The 19,312-nt window shown below is 46.1% G+C and carries 19 protein-coding genes; 15 read left to right on the plus strand and 4 right to left on the minus strand.

Going from position 1 to position 19,312, the window contains the following annotated elements; all coding sequences use genetic code 11:
- Positions 1-156 precede the first annotated feature (156 nt).
- The gene (gene cobO, locus FC652_RS01685) at positions 157-798 is read right to left on the minus strand and encodes a cob(I)yrinic acid a,c-diamide adenosyltransferase (RefSeq protein ID WP_176297250.1); all 642 of its coding nucleotides are present in this window, start codon (positions 796-798) and stop codon (positions 157-159) included.
- A gap of 80 nt (positions 799-878) precedes the next feature.
- On the opposite strand from cobO, the gene FC652_RS01690 reads away from it, so the two are divergent.
- Positions 879-1,355, plus strand: coding sequence for a low molecular weight protein-tyrosine-phosphatase (locus FC652_RS01690; RefSeq protein ID WP_176297251.1), 477 nt, complete (start codon positions 879-881; stop codon positions 1,353-1,355).
- Between the two features lie 39 nt (positions 1,356-1,394).
- Here FC652_RS01690 and FC652_RS01695 read toward each other — a convergent pair whose 3' ends face one another.
- On the minus strand, positions 1,395-2,954 hold the full coding sequence (locus FC652_RS01695; RefSeq protein ID WP_176297252.1) for a SulP family inorganic anion transporter: 1,560 nt from the start codon (positions 2,952-2,954) through the stop codon (positions 1,395-1,397).
- 271 nt (positions 2,955-3,225) lie between these two features.
- A complete protein-coding gene (gene rne, locus FC652_RS01700; RefSeq protein ID WP_176297253.1) occupies positions 3,226-6,375 on the minus strand; it encodes a ribonuclease E in 3,150 nt (1,049 codons plus the stop codon).
- A gap of 638 nt (positions 6,376-7,013) precedes the next feature.
- Between rne and rluC the strand changes: the two genes are divergently transcribed.
- A complete protein-coding gene (gene rluC / locus FC652_RS01705; protein WP_176297254.1) occupies positions 7,014-7,961 on the plus strand; it encodes a 23S rRNA pseudouridine(955/2504/2580) synthase RluC in 948 nt (315 codons plus the stop codon).
- Positions 7,962-7,996: 35 nt separating this feature from the next.
- Here the strand turns inward: rluC and FC652_RS01710 are convergent, their stop codons facing one another.
- Complete coding sequence (locus tag FC652_RS01710) at positions 7,997-8,581, minus strand: nucleoside triphosphate pyrophosphatase (protein WP_176297255.1); 585 nt, start codon at positions 8,579-8,581, stop codon at positions 7,997-7,999.
- Positions 8,582-8,730: 149 nt separating this feature from the next.
- Between FC652_RS01710 and yceD the strand changes: the two genes are divergently transcribed.
- The 13 genes from yceD to FC652_RS01775 all read left to right on the plus strand — a co-directional run bounded on the left by yceD (position 8,731) and on the right by FC652_RS01775 (position 19,202).
- Positions 8,731-9,255, plus strand: coding sequence for a 23S rRNA accumulation protein YceD (gene yceD / locus FC652_RS01715; protein ID WP_039447703.1), 525 nt, complete (start codon positions 8,731-8,733; stop codon positions 9,253-9,255).
- Between the two features lie 36 nt (positions 9,256-9,291).
- Positions 9,292-9,462: a 50S ribosomal protein L32 gene (gene rpmF / locus FC652_RS01720; protein ID WP_039429829.1), complete on the plus strand. Its 171-nt coding sequence runs from the start codon at positions 9,292-9,294 to the stop codon at positions 9,460-9,462.
- A gap of 10 nt (positions 9,463-9,472) precedes the next feature.
- Complete coding sequence (gene plsX / locus FC652_RS01725) at positions 9,473-10,498, plus strand: phosphate acyltransferase PlsX (protein WP_176297256.1); 1,026 nt, start codon at positions 9,473-9,475, stop codon at positions 10,496-10,498.
- 5 nt (positions 10,499-10,503) lie between these two features.
- Entirely contained in the window at positions 10,504-11,454 is a 951-nt protein-coding gene (locus tag FC652_RS01730; RefSeq protein WP_011149967.1) for a beta-ketoacyl-ACP synthase III, read from the plus strand.
- Between the two features lie 74 nt (positions 11,455-11,528).
- The gene (gene fabD, locus FC652_RS01735) at positions 11,529-12,452 is read left to right on the plus strand and encodes an ACP S-malonyltransferase (RefSeq protein ID WP_176297257.1); all 924 of its coding nucleotides are present in this window, start codon (positions 11,529-11,531) and stop codon (positions 12,450-12,452) included.
- Positions 12,453-12,464: 12 nt separating this feature from the next.
- A complete protein-coding gene (gene fabG, locus FC652_RS01740) occupies positions 12,465-13,211 on the plus strand; it encodes a 3-oxoacyl-ACP reductase FabG (RefSeq protein WP_176297258.1) in 747 nt (248 codons plus the stop codon).
- A 165-nt stretch (positions 13,212-13,376) separates the two neighbouring features.
- Positions 13,377-13,613, plus strand: coding sequence for an acyl carrier protein (gene acpP, locus FC652_RS01745; protein WP_011080818.1), 237 nt, complete (start codon positions 13,377-13,379; stop codon positions 13,611-13,613).
- Between the two features lie 91 nt (positions 13,614-13,704).
- On the plus strand, positions 13,705-14,946 hold the full coding sequence (gene fabF, locus FC652_RS01750) for a beta-ketoacyl-ACP synthase II (RefSeq protein WP_011149969.1): 1,242 nt from the start codon (positions 13,705-13,707) through the stop codon (positions 14,944-14,946).
- Between the two features lie 85 nt (positions 14,947-15,031).
- Positions 15,032-15,835: an aminodeoxychorismate lyase gene (gene pabC, locus FC652_RS01755; RefSeq protein WP_176297259.1), complete on the plus strand. Its 804-nt coding sequence runs from the start codon at positions 15,032-15,034 to the stop codon at positions 15,833-15,835.
- Positions 15,832-16,848 carry an endolytic transglycosylase MltG gene (gene mltG / locus FC652_RS01760; protein ID WP_176297260.1) on the plus strand — a complete coding sequence of 339 codons (1,017 nt, stop codon included), beginning with the start codon at positions 15,832-15,834 and terminating at the stop codon, positions 16,846-16,848. Before pabC ends, mltG begins: the two co-directional genes overlap by 4 nt.
- The gene (gene tmk / locus FC652_RS01765) at positions 16,845-17,483 is read left to right on the plus strand and encodes a dTMP kinase (protein ID WP_176297261.1); all 639 of its coding nucleotides are present in this window, start codon (positions 16,845-16,847) and stop codon (positions 17,481-17,483) included. The genes mltG and tmk overlap by 4 nt, the downstream gene beginning before the upstream one ends.
- Before the next feature lie 4 nt (positions 17,484-17,487).
- Entirely contained in the window at positions 17,488-18,444 is a 957-nt protein-coding gene (locus tag FC652_RS01770) for a DNA polymerase III subunit delta' (protein WP_176297262.1), read from the plus strand.
- Positions 18,435-19,202, plus strand: a complete 768-nt coding sequence (locus FC652_RS01775; RefSeq protein ID WP_176297263.1) for a TatD family hydrolase — start codon at positions 18,435-18,437, stop codon at positions 19,200-19,202. Before FC652_RS01770 ends, FC652_RS01775 begins: the two co-directional genes overlap by 10 nt.
- Positions 19,203-19,312: the final 110 nt, after the last annotated feature.

The following is a 19,312-nucleotide window of genomic DNA, read 5'->3' on the forward strand; positions in this document are numbered from 1 at the left end:
CTCAAATTCTTAAAATGTGTTTCTTGTTTAGCATAGTTGAGAAACAGTGAGGTTTGTTATTTTGTGAGCGAGATGACGCGAATCCCACTAAAGCAATTGACGAAGGTAGGGCCCATGCCACTACCCATTGATACTCGACGCTAAACTGGCGTTGTTTTACCAATCCACCCCTTTAAGTGCTTTAATGCCAGATTCAAAAGCGTGTTTCACGTTCTTCACTTCTGACACTGTGTCTGCCATTTCAATTAAGGTGCGATGAGCGCCGCGGCCTGTGATGATGACCGATTGCATTTTTGGGCGAGCGTTGAGCGCTTCGACCACTTCCTCTAGCTCGATATAGCCGTAACTGATCATGTAGGTTAGCTCATCAAAGAGTACAACATCGATCGAATCGTCTTGCAGCATACGCTGACACTCTTTCCATACCGTTTGAGCGGCTTGAGTATCGCTCTCTTTGTTTTGTGTTTCCCACGTGAAACCTGTCGCCATCACTTGAAATTCAACACCGAGCTTTTCCAGTAAGTTACGCTCACCATTGTCCCAAGTTCCTTTAATGTACTGAGCGACGGCACATTTTTTCCCGTGCCCAACTGCGCGAGCGACGGTGCCAAAACCGGAGGTTGATTTACCTTTTCCGTTGCCAGTGATGACGAGAAGTAGTCCCTTTTCTTCCTGAGCTTGAGCGATTTTAGCATCGACTTGCTCTTTCACCTTTTGTTGGCGCTCTTTGTGTCGCTGAGCCTTAACTTGCTCTGTGGATAGGCTTTCGCTTGATGCGCTTTCGTTAGACATAGACATCCCTTTTCAGCTTTTTGATTTTGCGGCTATGATAGACCAAGTAGGAACTGAGAAAAACCACTGATATAACAGGGGATACAATGAAGAAGATTTTGGTTGTCTGTATGGGAAATATTTGCCGCTCTCCAACAGGAGAGGCCGTGCTTCGAGCGAAAGCGGAGCAACGAGGCATTGAGATTGAGGTTGATTCCGCAGGCACGATCGGATTTCACGCTGGGAATACACCAGATCATCGTTCGATGCAGGCTGGTCAGCGCAGAGGTTATTCCTTCAATCGCATTCGTTCACGACAGGTGGAGGCTAAAGATTTCGAGTATTTCGATTGGATCTTAGCAGCGGACAAAGAAAACTTGGCCGACTTACGCAAAGTTTGCCCAAAGAAATATCAATACAAACTTTCGCTGTTTCTCAGTCACGCGAACCTAGAATACAACGAAATACCAGATCCTTATTATGGTGGAGAGGAAGGGTTTGATTTGGTTCTGGATCTAGTGGAAGTGGCGAGTGATGCGCTGTTGGATAAGATCATTCCTGCGGCAGGAGACGTGAGCGATTAAATGTAAAAAGGGGATGATATGAATCATCCCCTTTATGTTTTAGCCTGCGAGAACGTCAGTGGCGACTTTATAGCTTGGATCTTCTTTGACGTTAATCTCGACCAAACTTCCCGCCTTATCAAGCAACTTACGACAATCTGGGCTCAAATGACGTAGGTGCAGCGTTTTGCCAACGGCAGAGTATCGTTCTGCCAGTGTTTCGATCGCTTCGATTGCCGAGTGATCAGTAACTCGAGAATCGGCAAAATCGACGATGACATCGCTTGGGTCTTGCTGCGCGTTGAATAGTTCAAGGAAATTAGCCGTTGAACCAAAGAAAATAGGACCGTGGATCTTGTACTCTTTGGAACCTTCCTCGTTAATACGGGTATCTGCGTAAATGTGCTTGGCGTGGTTCCAAGCAAACATCAACGCTGAAGCGATCACGCCGACAGCAACTGCCACCGCAAGGTCTGTCATCACAGTCACAACGGTCACGAGAACAATCACAAAGAAATCTTGTTTTGGAACGCGACGTGCGAGTTTAAACGTCGCCCATTCAAACGTACCGATCACCACCATAAACATAACACCAACCAGAGCTGCTAGTGGAATCATCTCAATTAGCGCGGATGCAAACAAAATAAACATCAATAACGCGACAGCTGCAACGATACCTGAAAGACGTCCACGCCCTCCTGAATTGACGTTAATCATCGATTGACCGATCATCGCGCAGCCACCCATTGCTCCGAAGACAGAACAGGTCATGTTTGCCATACCTTGACCGATACACTCACGGTTTGACTGACCTCGTGTGTTGGTCATTTCGTCCAACACGGTGAGCGTCAAGAGTGATTCAATCAAACCAATAGCCGCAAGAATCACCGCGTATGGGAAGATGATTTGTAAGGTTTCCAGATCAAAAGGAACGATAGGCAAAGCAAAGGTCGGCAGGCTACCCGCGAGAGTTGCGCCTTCGTCCCCTGACATGGTGCGTAGGAAATCCACCACTGTGCGAGTTTCAAGATCAAGACCAACCACTAATGCTGTTACCGTTACAATGGCAACAAGAGATGAAGGAACGGCTGTAGTTAGCTTTGGCAAGAAGTAGATGATGGCCATAGTAAGTGCTACGAGGCCCAACATCAGCAACATCTGATCTTGAGGTAACCAAGTAAGCGCACCTGTTGCATTCGCCATTTTAAACTGGCCGAGTTGCGCGAGAAAAATCACGATAGCGAGACCATTGACAAAGCCGATCATAACAGGGTGTGGCACGATACGAATGAACTTACCGAGTTTGAAAAGGCCGGCTGCAATTTGCAGAATACCCGCGAGCATAATGGCGGCAAACAAGTATTGCACGCCGTGCGAAGAAACAAGCGAAACCATGACAACCGCCATTGCGCCTGTAGCGCCCGAAATCATACCAGGGCGACCACCAAAAACGGAGGTGATGAAGCCGACAATGAACGCGGCATATAGGCCCACCATGGGATCGACACCCGCAACGAAAGCAAAAGCTACCGCTTCAGGGACTAGAGCTAACGCGACGGTTAAACCGGATAACACATCATTTTTAACTGAGTGTTTTGAAAACTGAGGAAATTCGAACATGTGTTTTGGTCAATATCGTTAAATGAATTTACCCGACACAAGTCCGCAAAACAGTAAAACTGAAATCCATCCTAGAGTTGAATAAACACACTATAGTAGCGCTAACTCAGGAAAAAAGAGCTTGTTTGCACCCGTGCCGAAAGGCTGAGTCGCAAGATGCTACAGAAAAGTGTGATTAAGTTCAATAATGATTAGGGCGATGAATGGATATTTATAAGTAATAAAAAGGGCTATCCGAAGATAGCCCTTGTCTATTTAGCTGATTAAGACATTACACCATTTCTGGTTTCGTCATAGCTGCTGAGGCTTGACTCGTCGCTACTTGACTACCCGCGCCACGCTGTTGATAGCGCTCTGCTCTAAATGGTGCCGCAACAACTTGGATCTCAATAAGCTCTTGAGGGCCAGGTGCCTTGGTCATTGGAGCTGACGCTCGTGCTTTCACCGCTTGTACTACTGTTACAACTGGCGTTTCATCAACTTGTACCGTTGCCGTCTCTTCAAGAATGCTCGCTTCTTGAGTGACAGGAGTTGGTTCTTCAACCGTTTCAACAGCTGGTGCTAACTCCTCACGTTGAGGATTGTTTGTAACAAAGTCAACTTGCACAGCAACAGCAACAGCAACATCAACATTCTCTGATGCGACGACAGGAGCTGACTCTACAATCTCAGCTACTACAACGCTTTGATCTTCGATACTCATCTCAACGACTGCCGGTTTAGCGGCACGGTTGTTTCTCGATCTAGAACGTTTTGGCTTCGCTTCCGCTGGTGTTTGTGCTACGTCAACATCACGACGAATGATGACTTTGCCCATGGCCATTTCAGGGCAGGCAAACCCACCTTGAATTGCTGGCACAATGGCTGGAGACGCAACTACTGCTTCTTTAACAACGTCCTTAACCACTTCTTCTTTCTTAGCAATTGGTTTTGGAATGTAACGAGGCATCACTTTGCCCATGGCCATCTCAGGTGAAGCTACACCACCTTTGCGTAAGCGGAATGGGTTAGGACGACGATCACGTCCGCGTCGACGACGCTGGCCACTGGCACGTAGATGGCGAGGAGATCGACGATTACGACGAGGCTTCTCTTCGCTGTCATTGCCTTCTGCGTCGTCCACATTTTCAATGGTCGTTTTTTCTGCTTTTACAGCCGCTGGAGCCTGTGTGATTTCAGCCTGAACCGCCAAAACGGTATCTAGTTCAGTTTCTTCGCTTTGTTCAATCTGATCTTTAACGCGCAAAGGTTTGTTCAGTTTACGACGCTGACGACGCTCTTTCACTTTTTCAGCTTTGGCGTTTGAGTTCGCTTTTTGCGTTTCTTGGTTTGACCCGCCAAGCGCATCTGCTGCCAGTTGTAACCCTTTCTCTGCTACCTTAGCGTTCGCTTTGCTCTCAATAACAGCTGTTTCGGCTTTATTATTCGGCGTTTGCTTTGGTTTGCGCTTTTGTTGATGACGTGGCTTCACTGAATCATCTAGTGCCTCAACCACATTCTCATCACGATTTCTTTGACGACGTTTACCATCACGATCACGCGGTTCACGAGGCTCACGTGTTTCACGAGTGTCACGGTTATTGCGGCGGCGATCGTTACGCTCTCGTCTTGGACGGCGATTGTTTTTGTCAGCCTCAGCTTTCGATTCTTGTTTTTCAGTGTCTACTTTCTCTTCGGTAGAGCCGAATAAGAAGTTACCCAATGCTTTGATAAAGCGACCGAATAAGCTCGGTTGTTCTTCAGTTTTTGCTGTCTCTTTTACAACTGTTGTGACCGTTGCTGCTTTGGGTGCTGGAGCAGGCACAGATTGAGCTGGAGAAGCGAAGCCTTTCAATACAGGCTCTTCAATTCTCTTTGGTTTGTAGTCGGATTCACCGCTTTCTTTACCTTCAGCTTCACGAAGTGCTTCAAGTTTTTTCGGCAATAAATATGAGAGCAAATCGACTTCTTCACCTTCACGCACACGAATCACTTCAAAATGCGGTGTTTCCATGTCTGAATTTGGAACAACGGTGATCTTCACTTCTTGAATACGTTCAATGTGGTTCACAGAGCGACGTTTTTCGTTAAGAAGGTAAGAGGCGATAGGTACTGGCACAACAGCCAATACTTGCGCTGTGTTGTCTTTAAGTGCTTCTTCTTCGATAAGACGAAGAACAGAAAGTGCGAGAGATTCATTATCGCGAACCACACCTGTGCCACTACAACGAGGACAGATATGATGGCTTGCTTCTGCAAGAGACGGACTCAAGCGTTGACGAGACATCTCTAATAGACCAAAGCGCGAAATACGACCGATTTGAACGCGAGCGCGGTCGAGACGAACAGCTTCACGCAGGCGGTTTTCTACTTCACGCTGATGGCGTACTGGTGTCATATCGATGAAGTCGATCACCACAAGGCCACCAAGGTCACGAAGACGCAACTGGCGAGCGATTTCGTCTGCCGCTTCAAGGTTGGTGTTCAACGCCGTTTCTTCGATATCACCGCCTTTCGTTGCACGAGCAGAGTTGATATCGATAGATGTCAGCGCTTCTGTTGGATCGATAACAATAGAGCCACCGGAAGGCAAACGCACTTCACGTTGGAATGCCGATTCAATCTGGCTTTCGATCTGGTAGTGGCTAAACAGTGGCACTTCACCGTCGTATTTCTTAACGCGATTAACGAAATCTGGGCGAACCAACTGAATGTGTTCTTTGGCACGTTCATAGATGGTGTTGCTATCAATAAGGATTTCACCAATGTCACGGCGTAGATAGTCGCGGATCGCGCGAACGATGACGTTACTTTCTTGATGAATCAAGAACGGTGCTGGATTGGATTCAGAAGCATCTTTGATGGCGGCCCAGTGCTTAAGCAGAACGTTTAAATCCCACTCTAGCTCTTCAGCGCTCTTACCAACACCTGCAGTACGTACGATCAGACCCATACCTTGTGGCAGTTCTAGTGTACTCAGTGCAGACTTCAGCTCAGTGCGTTCATCCCCTTCGATGCGACGAGAAATACCGCCAGCACGTGGGTTGTTTGGCATCAGAACTAAGTAACTGCCCGCTAGGGAAATAAAGGTGGTTAGTGCAGCACCTTTGCTACCGCGTTCTTCTTTTTCGATTTGGACGATGACTTCTTGACCTTCAGTCAGCACCTCTTTGATGCTTGGACGACCTTGGTAAGAGTAACCATCAGGGAAGTATTCTTTGGCAATTTCTTTTAGAGGAAGGAAACCGTGACGTTCAGCACCGTAATCTACAAATGCAGCTTCCAGGCTAGGTTCAACACGGGTAATACGTCCTTTATAGATATTTGCTTTTTTTGATTCATGTCCTGGACTTTCGATATCCAAATCGTAAAGTCGCTGGCCATCAACCAACGCGACACGCAACTCTTCTTTTTGAGTTGCGTTAATCAACATTCTTTTCATTGATAATTTCTCGTTGTCTTTATCTTTATTTGTATTTAATTATCTGTCATCGATTATCGCTATCTCATGGTGCCAGATCCCGTGGTTTACGCGTTGCAGCCTCACGGCTGGAAGGGGATGCTCTAGGGGCACGTCAGTCATCACAAACAAATAAATGCCTGTGACCCGTATTAATATCGGTAATTACTCAACATGAGTGTGCGACGAGTAGTGTGACAGTTATGTCAGTTTTGATATGTCTTACGCCAATTGCTGCATTCAAACACCGACAAACTACTCAATTGCTTGTGGATAATTGGTCGGTTTTGCCTAAAATTCAACCAGACCTACCTTTGCAGCTGTGAACTATAGCAGTGCGCGTTGATATCAGCAACGAGCATTGCGGCAAACGTTGAAAATTTTTCGTGTTTCATTCAATTTTGAGTCAGTTAACTGATTGTTTAATAAACAACGTTAGGTTTATTAGTAACCTGTGAGTAACTTTTAGCGAGTATCTGAATGACGCCGATAAAATTCCTTAGTTTTCCTACCCATCAAAAACAGATAAAATGCCCAGTTCTGTAAGTTTTGGTCACTTGGCTTTGTCGTGACAGCAACATTGAAGTGAACACTAGCGAGTTTATGTTTAGAATAGCGCCATGAATGAAATTAGAACCCAAGTCCAAATTGTCGAAATTGACGACGATATGGCTGGTCAGCGTATTGATAACTTTTTACGCAACCAATTAAAAGATGTTCCCAAAAGCATGATTTACCGAATCGTGCGCAAGGGGGAAGTGCGCGTAAACAAAAAACGTGTAAAGGCGGAATATAAGCTGGCTGCTGGCGATTCAGTGCGTATCCCACCTGTTACGATCGAACAAAAAGAGCAAGAAGCCGCTCCGAGCACCAAACTCAACAAAGTGGCTGAACTGCAAGATTTGATCATTTATGAAGACGATCATCTGTTGGTGTTAAATAAGCCTTCAGGTACCGCTGTTCATGGTGGAAGTGGTCTCAAGTTTGGTGCCATCGAAGCGCTACGTGCACTGCGACCAGAAGCGCGCTTTCTTGAGCTAGTGCATCGCATCGACCGTGATACCTCTGGTATTCTTTTGGTGGCAAAAAAACGGTCAGCTCTGCGTCATTTGCAAGCGCAGTTTCGTGAGAAAACAGTACAGAAATACTATTTTGCACTGGTGATGGGAGAGTGGAAAAACAGCTGTAAAGTGGTTAACGCCCCATTGTTGAAAAACGAAGTGAACAGCATTGTGCGCGTCAATCCAAACGGTAAGCCATCGGAAACGCGTTTCAAGGTGATTGAACAGTTTCCACAGGCAACCCTAGTACAAGCCAGCCCAATTACGGGGCGCACACACCAAATCCGAGTGCACACACAATACAGTGGTCATCCAATTGCCTGGGATGACAGATACGGTGATCGACGTTTCGATGCTTATACCGCTCAGCATGGACTGAACCGTTTGTTCCTTCATGCCGCCAATATTCGTTTTACACATCCGGCGACAGAGCAAATAATGGAAATCAACGCACCGATGGGAGAGCAGTTGGAAAAGGTCGTTCAATCATTGCGAACCAGTCGATAAGGAAAAAGGGATGAGCGAATCATCCCTTTTTTGTATCAACCCAAAACGTGCATGCCTTGTTGAGCCAGTAAGTCAATGAGGTCGATTAAGGGTAGGCCAACTAAGGTATTGGGATCTTTGCCTTCCAACTTCTCAAACAATGCAATCCCTAATCCTTCACTTTTGAAACTGCCTGCACAGAAGAATGGCTGCTCTTTATCGACATAACACTCAATTTGCGCTTGGGTCAGTGGCCGAAAATGCACTTTGAACTCATCAATACAAGAGCGTGTTTCTCCGGTTTCGCTGTTGTAAACCGCCAACCCAGTATAAAACACAATGGATTGGCCACTTTGAGCGGTCAGTTGTGCGATGGCATTTTGTCGATTATGAGGTTTACCAACAATGTTACCGTCAATAACGCACACTTGATCGCTGCCTATCACCAAGCTTGGTTGATTGATTTGACAGGATTGCGCTTTGCTTTCGGCAAGTCTCAAGACCAACTGCTGTGGGGACTCGCCTTCAAGCGGGGTTTCATCGCAGTGTGGTGAGAGAGTTGAAAAAGGAATTGCCAGTTTTTCCAGCAGTTGCTGACGAAATGGTGAGGTAGATGCTAAAACTAGTTGGTAATTTTTCATTTTGGCTTACAATTTGATGGAGCATTTCTGATAGCATAACGGATTGCTGTAGGAGCGTGCTAATGCTCTGTATAACAAGCGCAAAAAAGTACAACTTTTTTGCCTTTTCCTTTGACTAAATTCTTTTTGGAAGATAATATTCGCGCCCTATGCAAAAGGTAAAAATACCGCGAACGGTGGATCCAGCTAAAGCCGCGCAGAAAAGATTGGATTACGATGGCATCATCCAAGCCAGTCTGTTTAAGCGCCTAGCTGAAATGACCGAAGGCGTAAAACGCGACGCAGAAGTCTATTTGTCATTTGAGATAGATGAACAGCGACTCGTTGTTATCTCTGGTAAAGCTAACATCGAAGTCGAATTAGAATGTCAGCGTTGTAATGAGACCTTCACACATCTGAGTGAAGTGCAGTTTACTTATACTCCTTATTACAGTGAGAAAAGTGAGCAAGATGCCCCTGAATGTTACGATTTGGTAGATCTTAACGAATATGGCGAAGTCGATCTCATACAACTAGTTGAAGATGAGTTCATCCTTGAATTACCTCAAATCGCAATGCACGACGAAGCGGATTGTAGCGTTGATTCAAATAACATGGTGTTTGGTGAGATTCCTGAAGAAATTGAGGAAACAAAACCAAATCCGTTCGACGTTTTAAAAAGCCTAAAGCGATAAGCTTTACGCTGAACCCATAACATAGGAGTAGGGTCAATGGCCGTACAACAAAACCGTAAAACACGTTCAAGACGTGGTATGCGTCGTTCACACGATGCGCTAACTACAGCTGCTCTATCTGTAGACGCGACTTCTGGTGAAACTCATCTACGCCACAACGTAACTGCTGAAGGTTACTACCGTGGTAAAAAGGTTATCAACAAGTAAGGTTGATCCTTTGCAAAGTATTACCGTTGCACTTGATGCAATGGGCGGGGACTTCGGTCCACGCGTCACAGTGCCTGCCGCCGTGCAGGCACTGTCTCATTTCCCAGAGCTAAAAGTGATTCTTACAGGTGATCAACAACAGATCACGTCTCAACTTTCCTTCGTGGGCTATAAGCCTAGCGATCGCTTGCGTATTGAACACTGCGAACGCAATATATCTAACTCAGAAAAACCCTCTTTAGCCTTGCGTAACAGCCAAGGCAGTTCAATGCGTCATGCGATTGAGTTGGTTGCCGATGCAAAAGCCGATGCTTGTATCAGCGGTGGCAATACCGGCGCACTCATGGCCCTTTCTCGTTTTATTCTTAAACTGCTGCCGGGCATTGACCGACCTGCTTTGATTTCGGCTTTACCCACCGTTACAGGGGGGAAAAGCTGGATGTTGGACCTCGGTGCTAACGTTTCTTGCGATGCCGATACGCTTTTCCAGTTTGCGGTTATGGGGTCAGCTTTAGCGCAAGAGCATTTAAGTCGCCCCCCGCGTGTTGCGGTATTGAACGTCGGTGAGGAAGAAACGAAAGGCAATGATTTGGTGAAACGTTGCGCTGAACTGCTATCGCAAACACAAGCGGTTCACTTTGTCGGTTACATTGAAGGGAACCAAATTTTAAAGAACGTAGCAGACGTAATTGTGTGCGATGGATTTGTCGGCAATGTCTGTTTGAAAGCCAGCGAAGGGACAGCGCAGCTGTTTATCGAAAAAATAAAAACCAGCATGATGGCTTCGTCGATAAAGGGTTGGATAGCCAGAATATTGTTTTCTGGACTATTTAATGAACTAAAAACACTGAACCCCGACCAGTATAACGGCGCAAGTTTGCTAGGATTGCGCGGCATTGTGATAAAAAGTCATGGAAGTGCTGATGTGTCTGCCTTAGTTAATGCCATTGGCGAGGCGGTACACGAGGTCAAACGACAAGTACCAAGCCGTATAAGCGATCGTTTGGAAGCGGTTTTACTCGAGAGGCATTATTAGTCTTCATGTATAGCAAAATTTTAGGTACTGGCAGCTACCTGCCATCTCAGATCCGCACCAATGCCGATCTAGAGAAAATGGTAGAGACAAGTGATGAGTGGATTGTTGCCCGAACTGGTATTAAAGAGCGTCGTATTGCTGCTGAAAATGAAACGGTAGCTGATATGGGCTTTTATGCGGCTCAAAACGCGATAGAGATGGCAGGTATCGACAAAAACGATATTGATCTGATCATCGTCGCGACGACAAGTGGAAGCCATACTTTTCCTTCATCTGCATGTCAGGTGCAGGCAAAGCTTGGCATCAAAGGTTGTCCTGCATTCGATTTAGCCGCGGCGTGCTCTGGCTTTGTCTACGCACTCTCTATTGCTGATCAACATATTAAAACGGGTATGTGTAAAAACGTACTGGTTATCGGTTCTGATACTTTATCGAAAACGTGCGATCCAACGGACCGCTCGACCATTATCTTATTCGGTGATGGTGCAGGTGCTGTGGTTGTTGGCGCAAGCGAAGAGCCGGGTATTCTGTCTACTCACATCTACGCGGATGGTGAGTTTGGCGATCTTCTTAGCTTAGAAGTACCTGAACGTGGCAAAGATGCCGACAAATGGTTACACATGGCGGGTAACGAAGTATTCAAAGTTGCGGTGACTCAGTTATCGAAACTGGTGAAAGATACTCTAGAAGCGAACGGCATGCATAAATCTGAGTTGGATTGGCTAGTTCCACATCAGGCGAACTACCGGATCATCTCAGCAACAGCGAAAAAACTGTCTATGTCGCTCGATCAAGTAGTGATTACCCTTGACCGTCATGGCAATACCTCTGCGGCAACCGTACCGACGGCATTAGATGAGGCCGTGCGTGATGGGCGTATTCAGCGTGGTCAGACGCTACTACTCGAAGCCTTTGGTGGTGGTTTTACCTGGGGTTCGGCATTAGTTCGCTTTTAATTAAGAATTCTAATTTTGCTGTTGCTCGTGAGTAGTAACAGCATTTTATTTAGCTTCGGTTAAGGAAAATAACTATGAGCAAGTTTGCTATCGTATTTCCAGGTCAAGGTTCTCAAGCAGTTGGTATGCTGGCAGAACTTGGCGAACAGTATGAAATCGTTAAACAAACATTTGCACAAGCGTCAGAAGCGCTTGGCTACGATTTATGGGCACTGGTACAAAACGGTCCTGCGGAAGATTTGAATCAGACGTTCCGTACCCAACCTGCATTGCTGGCTTCGTCGGTAGCGCTCTGGCGTGTGTGGCAAGAGTTAGGTCTTGCTCAGCCAGAAAACCTGGCAGGCCATAGCTTGGGTGAATACTCAGCATTAGTGTGTGCAGGCGTGATTGATTTTCAAGAAGCGATCAAACTTGTCGAGCTTCGTGGTCAACTTATGCAAGAAGCGGTACCAGCAGGGACTGGCGCGATGTACGCAATCATCGGTCTAGATGATGAAGCGATTGCCAAAGCTTGTGAAGAAGCTGCGCAAGGCGACGTGGTCTCTCCAGTGAACTTTAACTCGCCTGGCCAAGTGGTGATTGCAGGTAGCAAAGACGCAGTAGAGCGTGCGGGCGCACTGTGTAAGGAAGCGGGCGCTAAACGTGCTCTTCCTCTTCCAGTTTCTGTGCCTTCACACTGTGCACTAATGAAACCAGCAGCGGAGAAACTCGCGGTTGCACTGGAATCTATCGAATTCAAAGCCCCACAGCTACCAGTGATCAATAACGTGGATGTGGTTGCAGAAACCGATCCAGCGAAAATCAAAGATGCCTTAGTTCGTCAACTGTACAGCCCAGTTCGTTGGACTGAAAGTGTGGAACTAATGAGTGCACAGGGTGTCGAAAAATTGCTTGAAATGGGCCCTGGTAAAGTATTGACAGGTTTGACAAAACGTATTGTCAAATCACTAGACGCAGCGGCAGTAAACGATGTTGCATCGCTTGACGCTGTAAAGTAATAGGGAATAAAAATGACTGACTTATTAAACCTAAGCGGTAAAGTTGCGTTAGTAACGGGCGCGAGCCGTGGTATCGGTCGTGCAATCGCAGAAACTCTGGTTGCACGCGGCGCGACAGTAATTGGTACCGCGACTTCAGAAAACGGGGCAACGGCAATTTCAGAATACCTAGGCGAAAATGGCAAAGGCTTTGCTCTGAATGTGACGGATGCTGAATCGGTTGAAAGCGTACTAAAAGCAATTAATGATGAGTTTGGCGCTGTCGATATCTTGATTAATAACGCAGGTATCACACGCGATAATCTGCTTATGCGTATGAAAGACGACGAGTGGAACGACATTATGGACACTAACCTAACGTCTATTTTCCGTCTTTCTAAAGCAGTGATGCGTGGCATGATGAAAAAACGTGATGGCCGCATCATTAACGTTGGTTCGGTTGTTGGCACAATGGGTAACGCAGGCCAAGCCAACTACGCGGCGGCGAAAGCGGGTGTTATTGGTTTCACAAAATCATTGGCTCGTGAAGTTGCATCTCGTGGTGTAACGGTCAATACTGTAGCGCCAGGTTTCATTGAGACGGATATGACTCGTGCTCTAAATGATGAGCAACGTGCCACCACTTTGGCGAATGTTCCAGCAGGTCGTCTTGGTGATCCTCGTGAAATTGCGGAAGCTGTGGTATTTTTGGCGTCGCCAGCTGCTGCTTACATCACTGGCGAAACACTGCACGTCAACGGCGGAATGTATATGGTCTAAATTATGTTCACTGTCTGTGCATGATTTAGGTCAAATATGTAATGAAAATCGGTTAAAATCGCGTAAATTGTGGTTTGACCAGAAAAGTTGGTCTTGCAACTTTTAATAGTTTGAATAAACTACGGAAAACATCGCATAAAGCGAACTCTGTAAAGGAAAAGAAAAATGAGCAACCTCGAAGAACGCGTAAAGAAAATCATTGTTGAACAACTAGGTGTGGATGAGTCTGAAGTTAAAAACGAAGCTTCTTTCGTAGACGACCTAGGCGCTGATTCTCTAGACACCGTTGAACTAGTAATGGCACTAGAAGAAGAATTCGACACTGAGATCCCTGACGAAGAAGCGGAAAAGATTACAACTGTTCAAGCTGCGATCGATTACGTAACTGCGAACGCTCAGTAATCATCTCCCCCAGGCGGTCACCTAGACCGCCTGTGTTTTTTCTAACTTCTTCTATCCTCTCATAGAAATTCAATCCCCGGAGAATTATATCGTGTCCAAGCGTCGTGTAGTTGTCACTGGCATGGGTATGTTGTCACCGGTTGGCAACACCGTAGCAGAATCCTGGAAATCCCTGCTTGAAGGCAAAAGTGGTATCGTCAATATCGAACATTTCGATGCAACTAACTTCTCTACCCGTTTCGCCGGTTTGGTAAAAGACTTCAACTGCGAAGAATACATGTCTAAAAAAGATGCGCGTAAAATGGATCTCTTTATCCAGTACGGCATTGCAGCAGGTATTCAGGCTTTAGACGATTCAGGTCTTGAAATTACGGATGAAAACGCACACCGCGTTGGTGTTGCGATCGGCTCTGGTATCGGCGGTCTAGATCTTATTGAAGCAGGCCACACCGCTTTAGTTGAAAAAGGCCCACGTAAAGTTAGCCCATTCTTCGTTCCTTCAACCATTGTAAACATGGTTGCAGGTAATCTATCTATCATGCGTGGTATGCGCGGTCCAAACATCGCGATTTCTACGGCATGTACTACTGGCTTGCATAACATCGGCCATGCAGCGCGAATGATCGCTTACGGCGATGCTGACGCTATGGTTGCTGGTGGTGCAGAGAAAGCATCCACACCGCTTGGTATGGCTGGCTTTGGTGCGGCGAAAGCTCTTTCTACTCGTAACGATGAACCACAAAAAGCGTCTCGTCCTTGGGATAAAGATCGCGATGGTTTCGTATTAGGCGATGGTGCTGGCATCATGGTACTTGAAGAGTACGAACATGCAAAAGCACGTGGCGCAAAAATTTACGCTGAGCTGGTTGGCTTTGGTATGTCGGGTGATGCTTATCACATGACTTCACCAAGCGAAGACGGCTCTGGTGGCGCTCTAGCGATGGAAGCGGCAATGCGTGACGCAGGTATTGTTGGTACACAAGTGGGTTATGTGAACGCTCACGGTACATCAACACCAGCAGGCGATGTGGCTGAAATTAAAGGCGTAAAACGTGCTCTTGGTGAAGAGGGCGCAAAACAAGTTAAAGTATCTTCAACAAAATCTATGACCGGCCACCTACTTGGTGCTGCAGGCTCTGTTGAAGCGATCATTACCGTGTTGTCGTTGGTTGATCAGATCGTTCCACCAACCATTAACCTGGATAATCCAGAAGAAGGTTTGGATATCGATCTTGTTCCACATACTGCGAAGAAAGTGGATATGGAATACGCGATCTGTAACTCATTCGGCTTCGGTGGAACAAACGGCTCACTCGTATTTAAGAAAATCTAACACTCATTTAGGTTTCTGAAACTTGTATTTAAACGGCTTGATGCTTAGCATTAAGCCGTTTTGTTTTTATTGGGATATAGATAGCATGTATTGGGTCAATGGCGTTGTAGCAACGGAAGTTTCTCTCTCAGACCGATCATTCCAGTATGGTGATGGCTGCTTTACCACCATGAAAACATTGAATGGCCAAATCGAGCATTGGCCATTACATATTGAACGTATGGAAGCGTGCTTACAGGTTCTTTCTATTCCTCTCCCTGATTGGGCATTGGTTGAACAGTGGCTACACCAGGCTGCGTTACCGGATGCACGAGGTGGGTTGAAATTGCACATTAGCCGCGGAGAAGGCGGTCGCGGTTACAGTCCCAGTGGTGTTGCTACGCCAAATGTTACCATCTCGAGTTTTTCCTATCCTGTTCATTATTCCCAATGGCAACAACATGGTGTAGAGCTCGGTGTGTGTCAAACACCACTCGGTATCAATCCTATTCTTGCAGGACACAAGCATAATAATCGTCTTGAGCAAGTTCTTTGCAAAGGGGAGCTCGATGCGTTGGGGTACCAAGATGGGGTGACGTTTAATGTGCAAAACCATGTGATTGAAACTACAATAGCCAATCTTTTTTGGGTTAAGAATGGTGTACTTTTTACTCCCGATCTCACTTTAAGTGGGGTATCTGGTGTGATGCGTCGCTTGGTGATGGGCGAAGCACAACGTCGTGCGATAGCGTGTCAGGAAATCAAAGCAGACTTGTCCTCTTTATTGGCGGCTGAGGAAGTATTCATGACCAACTCTTTACTGGGTGTTGCTCCGATCAATCAGATTCTCGAAACCCGTTACCCAATTGGTGCCACAACACGATATTTTCAAGGAATTTTTAACTCGTGATAAAAAAAATAATAGGGCTGCTCTTTGTTGCCGCGTTGATGATAGGCGTTGCTACTTTTTGGGCATATTCACAAACCAAAACCTACGTTAACCAACCGCTCAAACTCGAGGGCAGTGAGATCATCACCATTCCTTCAGGAAGTGGTTTTGGCCGCACATTGGCCATACTGACAGAGAAAGGCTGGATTGAGGAACCCACACCTCTGGCGCGCTTAATTCCAAAACTCTACCCAGAAATTAATCGAATTAAAGCAGGTACTTACCAAATCCAATCAGAGATGTCGCTTTATCAAGCGTTGGAAGTGTTCAATCTTGGCAAAGAACATCAATTTACCATCACATTTGTCGAGGGAAGTCGTTTCCAAGAATGGATGGTGCAGATGGCACAAGACCCTTATTTGGTTCATGAATTGGCAGGTTTGAGCGAAGCAGAAATGGCCAAGCGACTGGAGATTCCCTATGAAAAGCTTGAAGGCCTTTTTCTTGCGGAAACCTATCACTATACCTACGGCACCTCTGATGTTGAGTTACTCAAACGTGCACATGAGAAGTTAAATCGAGTGCTGGATAAACATTGGCAGCAGCGTCAAGATAAGTTGCCGCTAAAAAACAGTTATGAAGCGCTAATTTTAGCTTCCATTATTGAGAAAGAAACCGCGATTGATGAAGAAAGAGAGCGAGTTGCGTCTGTATTTGTGAACCGCTTAAATAAGCGAATGCGCTTGCAAACGGACCCTACGGTGATCTATGGCATGGGAGAGGCCTACGATGGCAACATTCGCAAGAAAGATCTGCGCACGCCAACGCCATACAATACTTACGTGATTAACGGATTGCCACCGACGCCGATTGCGATGGCGGGAGAAGCCTCTATCGCTGCCGCATTAAATCCAGAGGACAGCAGCTATCTTTACTTTGTCGCTAGCGGTAAAGGTGGGCATGTGTTCTCAAAAACATTAGCTGAACATAATAGAGCAGTAAGAGCATATCTGCGGGAATTGAAGAAAAGATGAAGCAAGCAAAATTTATCGTCATTGAAGGTTTAGAAGGCGCTGGGAAAAGCACGGCAATTCAAACGGTTTTGGACACATTACGCCAAGCAGGGATTAATGAGATTGCACAAACGCGCGAACCGGGTGGCACACCTTTGGCGGAAAAGATGCGAGCTCTGGTGAAGGAAGAGCATCCTGGCGAGCATTTGCACGACATGACGGAGCTGCTACTGCTCTACGCTGCACGAGTTCAGTTAGTTGAGAATGTCATTAAGCCTGCGCTACACGAAGGAAAGTGGGTGGTGGGTGATCGTCATGATCTCTCTTCCCAAGCGTACCAAGGCGGTGGTCGTCAAATTGATGCAACACTAATGAAAAATCTGCGTGACACTGTATTAGGAGAGTTTAAGCCAGCCTTTACTCTGTATATGGATATCGATCCTAAAGTGGGCTTGGAGCGAGCGAGAGGGCGTGGAGAGCTCGATCGCATCGAAAAAATGGACATCAGCTTTTTCGAAAGAACACGTCAGCGTTATTTGGAGTTAGCGAAGAGCGATGCGTCTATCGTTACGATTAACGCAGAGCAAAGCATTGAGCAGGTCGCGAACGACATTCGATCTGCGCTCAACCTTTGGCTAGAACAGTTACAGGATTAAGGTTTTGACACACTATCCTTGGTTAGCATCGACATGGCAAGGGCTGCAGTCCGCCATGTCGGCACAGCGGTTACCTGGTGCCATCTTGTTGCAATCTGACGTTGAGCTCGGTGTTGACGAGCTTATCGAAAAGTTTTCGGCGGCTTTGCTGTGTAAGACTTACCCTGATGAGGGGTGTGGCTTTTGCCATAGTTGCGAGCTGTTAAAGTCGCAAAACCATCCTGATCTTCATTTCATTAGGGCTGAGAAAGAAGGCAAGGCAATTACGGTTGAGCAGATACGCCAATGTAACCGTCAGGCACAAGAATCCTCTCAAATGGGCGGATATCGTTTGTTTGTTATCGAACCTGCGGAGGCGATGAACGAATCGGCTTCCAATGCGTTGTTAAAAACATTGGAAGAGCCGTCTGGTAGCTGCCTATTTATGTTGATTTGCCACGATAAGAAAAGGTTGTTGCCCACTATCATCAGCCGTTGTCAACAGTGGAACATAACGCCTCCTGCGGTCTCGGAGTCAATGCAATGGTTGCAGCAACAAGGGGTCAGCGTGAATGAGTCCTTTCTGAAATTGGCTCATTACTCGCCCGTGACGGCAATGCACATGGCAAAAGAATCAGAGTTTCAACACTATGAAAAACTCGAAAGACAGTTTGTGGATTTCTTAATTCAGGCGGATTCCGACTACGTGTCACTGTGTCAGACAATTCAAGCCGCGACGTTACGTAATCTCTCGTGGTTGTGGTTACTGCTTTCTGATGCGCAGAAGGTTCATTTTGGCTTGCAAAATGAAGAAACATTGCAAGGTAGTCAAGCGCTAGGGCAACTGCCTTTGAGCGGATTACAAACCTCAATGGTAAAACTCAATCAATTAAATCAACAGTTACATCAGTTTTCGGGTTTAAACGAAGAACTGATGATCATCAACTGGTTAATCGAAACTAGAGAGGCATTATGTTTGTAGATTCTCATTGTCACCTAGACAAATTGAATTACGATGATCTGCACATAGATGTTGCTGACGTGATCAACAAAGCCAAGCAGGTAAATGTGGAGCAATTGCTGTCTGTCGGTGTGACATTGGATTCTTTTCCAAAAATGCTTGAGCTCATTGAGCCTTTTGACAACGTACACGCCTCTTGTGGAGTGCACCCATTAGACGTGGAAAGTCCCTTTTGCTTCGACAAAATGAAAGCCTATGCCTCGCATTCTAAAGTTGTGGCTATTGGTGAAACGGGTCTTGATTATCACTATAAGCCAGAGACGCAAGCCTTGCAGCGTGAACGTTTTGAACAGCAAGTTGCACTCGCGGTTGAGCTGAATAAGCCACTGATTATCCATACGAGGCAAGCGAGAGAAGATACCTTAGCCATTCTTCGCAATGGGGGGGCAGACAAATGCGGTGGCGTGATTCACTGTTTTACCGAAGATCTTGCTTTTGCTGAAGCGGCAATGGCACTCGGTTTTTACATCTCTATCTCGGGGATTGTCACGTTCAGACAAGCAACGGAGCTTAAAGAGGTTGTAAAACACATTCCTTTGGAACGGTTGTTGATTGAAACGGACTCCCCGTACTTGGCACCTGTACCTCATAGGGGCAAAGAGAATCAACCTGCCTATGTTATCGAAGTTGCTGCATATATCGCACAGCTTAAAAACATTTCCTTGGCAAGCGTTGGTGAAAAAACCACCCAAAACTTTAAAAATCTTTTTTTGCGATAGAAAAAGAAATATTGATTAAAAAGAGAGCAAATGCTCTCTTTTTTTATTTTTAACCCCATAAAGTAAATTAATTTTTCTTGTTAACTAAATCTGTTGATTGAAATTGTCGA

This window comes from Vibrio sp. 05-20-BW147 (assembly GCF_013369385.1).
Lineage (GTDB): Bacteria > Pseudomonadota > Gammaproteobacteria > Enterobacterales > Vibrionaceae > Vibrio > Vibrio floridensis.

Bases quoted from the DNA above. Each gene is read 5' to 3' on its own strand.
- FC652_RS01730 (WP_011149967.1), top strand. From the start codon at position 10,504: ATGTATAGCAAAATTTTAGGTACTGGCAGCTACCTGCCATCTCAGATC.
- acpP (WP_011080818.1), top strand. From the start codon at position 13,377: ATGAGCAACCTCGAAGAACGCGTAAAGAAAATCATTGTTGAACAACTA.
- fabG (WP_176297258.1), top strand. From the start codon at position 12,465: ATGACTGACTTATTAAACCTAAGCGGTAAAGTTGCGTTAGTAACGGGC.
- FC652_RS01690 (WP_176297251.1), top strand. From the start codon at position 879: ATGAAGAAGATTTTGGTTGTCTGTATGGGAAATATTTGCCGCTCTCCA.
- cobO (WP_176297250.1), bottom strand. From the start codon at position 798: ATGTCTATGTCTAACGAAAGCGCATCAAGCGAAAGCCTATCCACAGAG.
- FC652_RS01695 (WP_176297252.1), bottom strand. From the start codon at position 2,954: ATGTTCGAATTTCCTCAGTTTTCAAAACACTCAGTTAAAAATGATGTG.
- fabD (WP_176297257.1), top strand. From the start codon at position 11,529: ATGAGCAAGTTTGCTATCGTATTTCCAGGTCAAGGTTCTCAAGCAGTT.
- rluC (WP_176297254.1), top strand. From the start codon at position 7,014: ATGAATGAAATTAGAACCCAAGTCCAAATTGTCGAAATTGACGACGAT.
- yceD (WP_039447703.1), top strand. From the start codon at position 8,731: ATGCAAAAGGTAAAAATACCGCGAACGGTGGATCCAGCTAAAGCCGCG.
- FC652_RS01775 (WP_176297263.1), top strand. From the start codon at position 18,435: ATGTTTGTAGATTCTCATTGTCACCTAGACAAATTGAATTACGATGAT.
- tmk (WP_176297261.1), top strand. From the start codon at position 16,845: ATGAAGCAAGCAAAATTTATCGTCATTGAAGGTTTAGAAGGCGCTGGG.
- rpmF (WP_039429829.1), top strand. From the start codon at position 9,292: ATGGCCGTACAACAAAACCGTAAAACACGTTCAAGACGTGGTATGCGT.
- FC652_RS01710 (WP_176297255.1), bottom strand. From the start codon at position 8,581: ATGAAAAATTACCAACTAGTTTTAGCATCTACCTCACCATTTCGTCAG.
- pabC (WP_176297259.1), top strand. From the start codon at position 15,032: ATGTATTGGGTCAATGGCGTTGTAGCAACGGAAGTTTCTCTCTCAGAC.
- rne (WP_176297253.1), bottom strand. From the start codon at position 6,375: ATGAAAAGAATGTTGATTAACGCAACTCAAAAAGAAGAGTTGCGTGTC.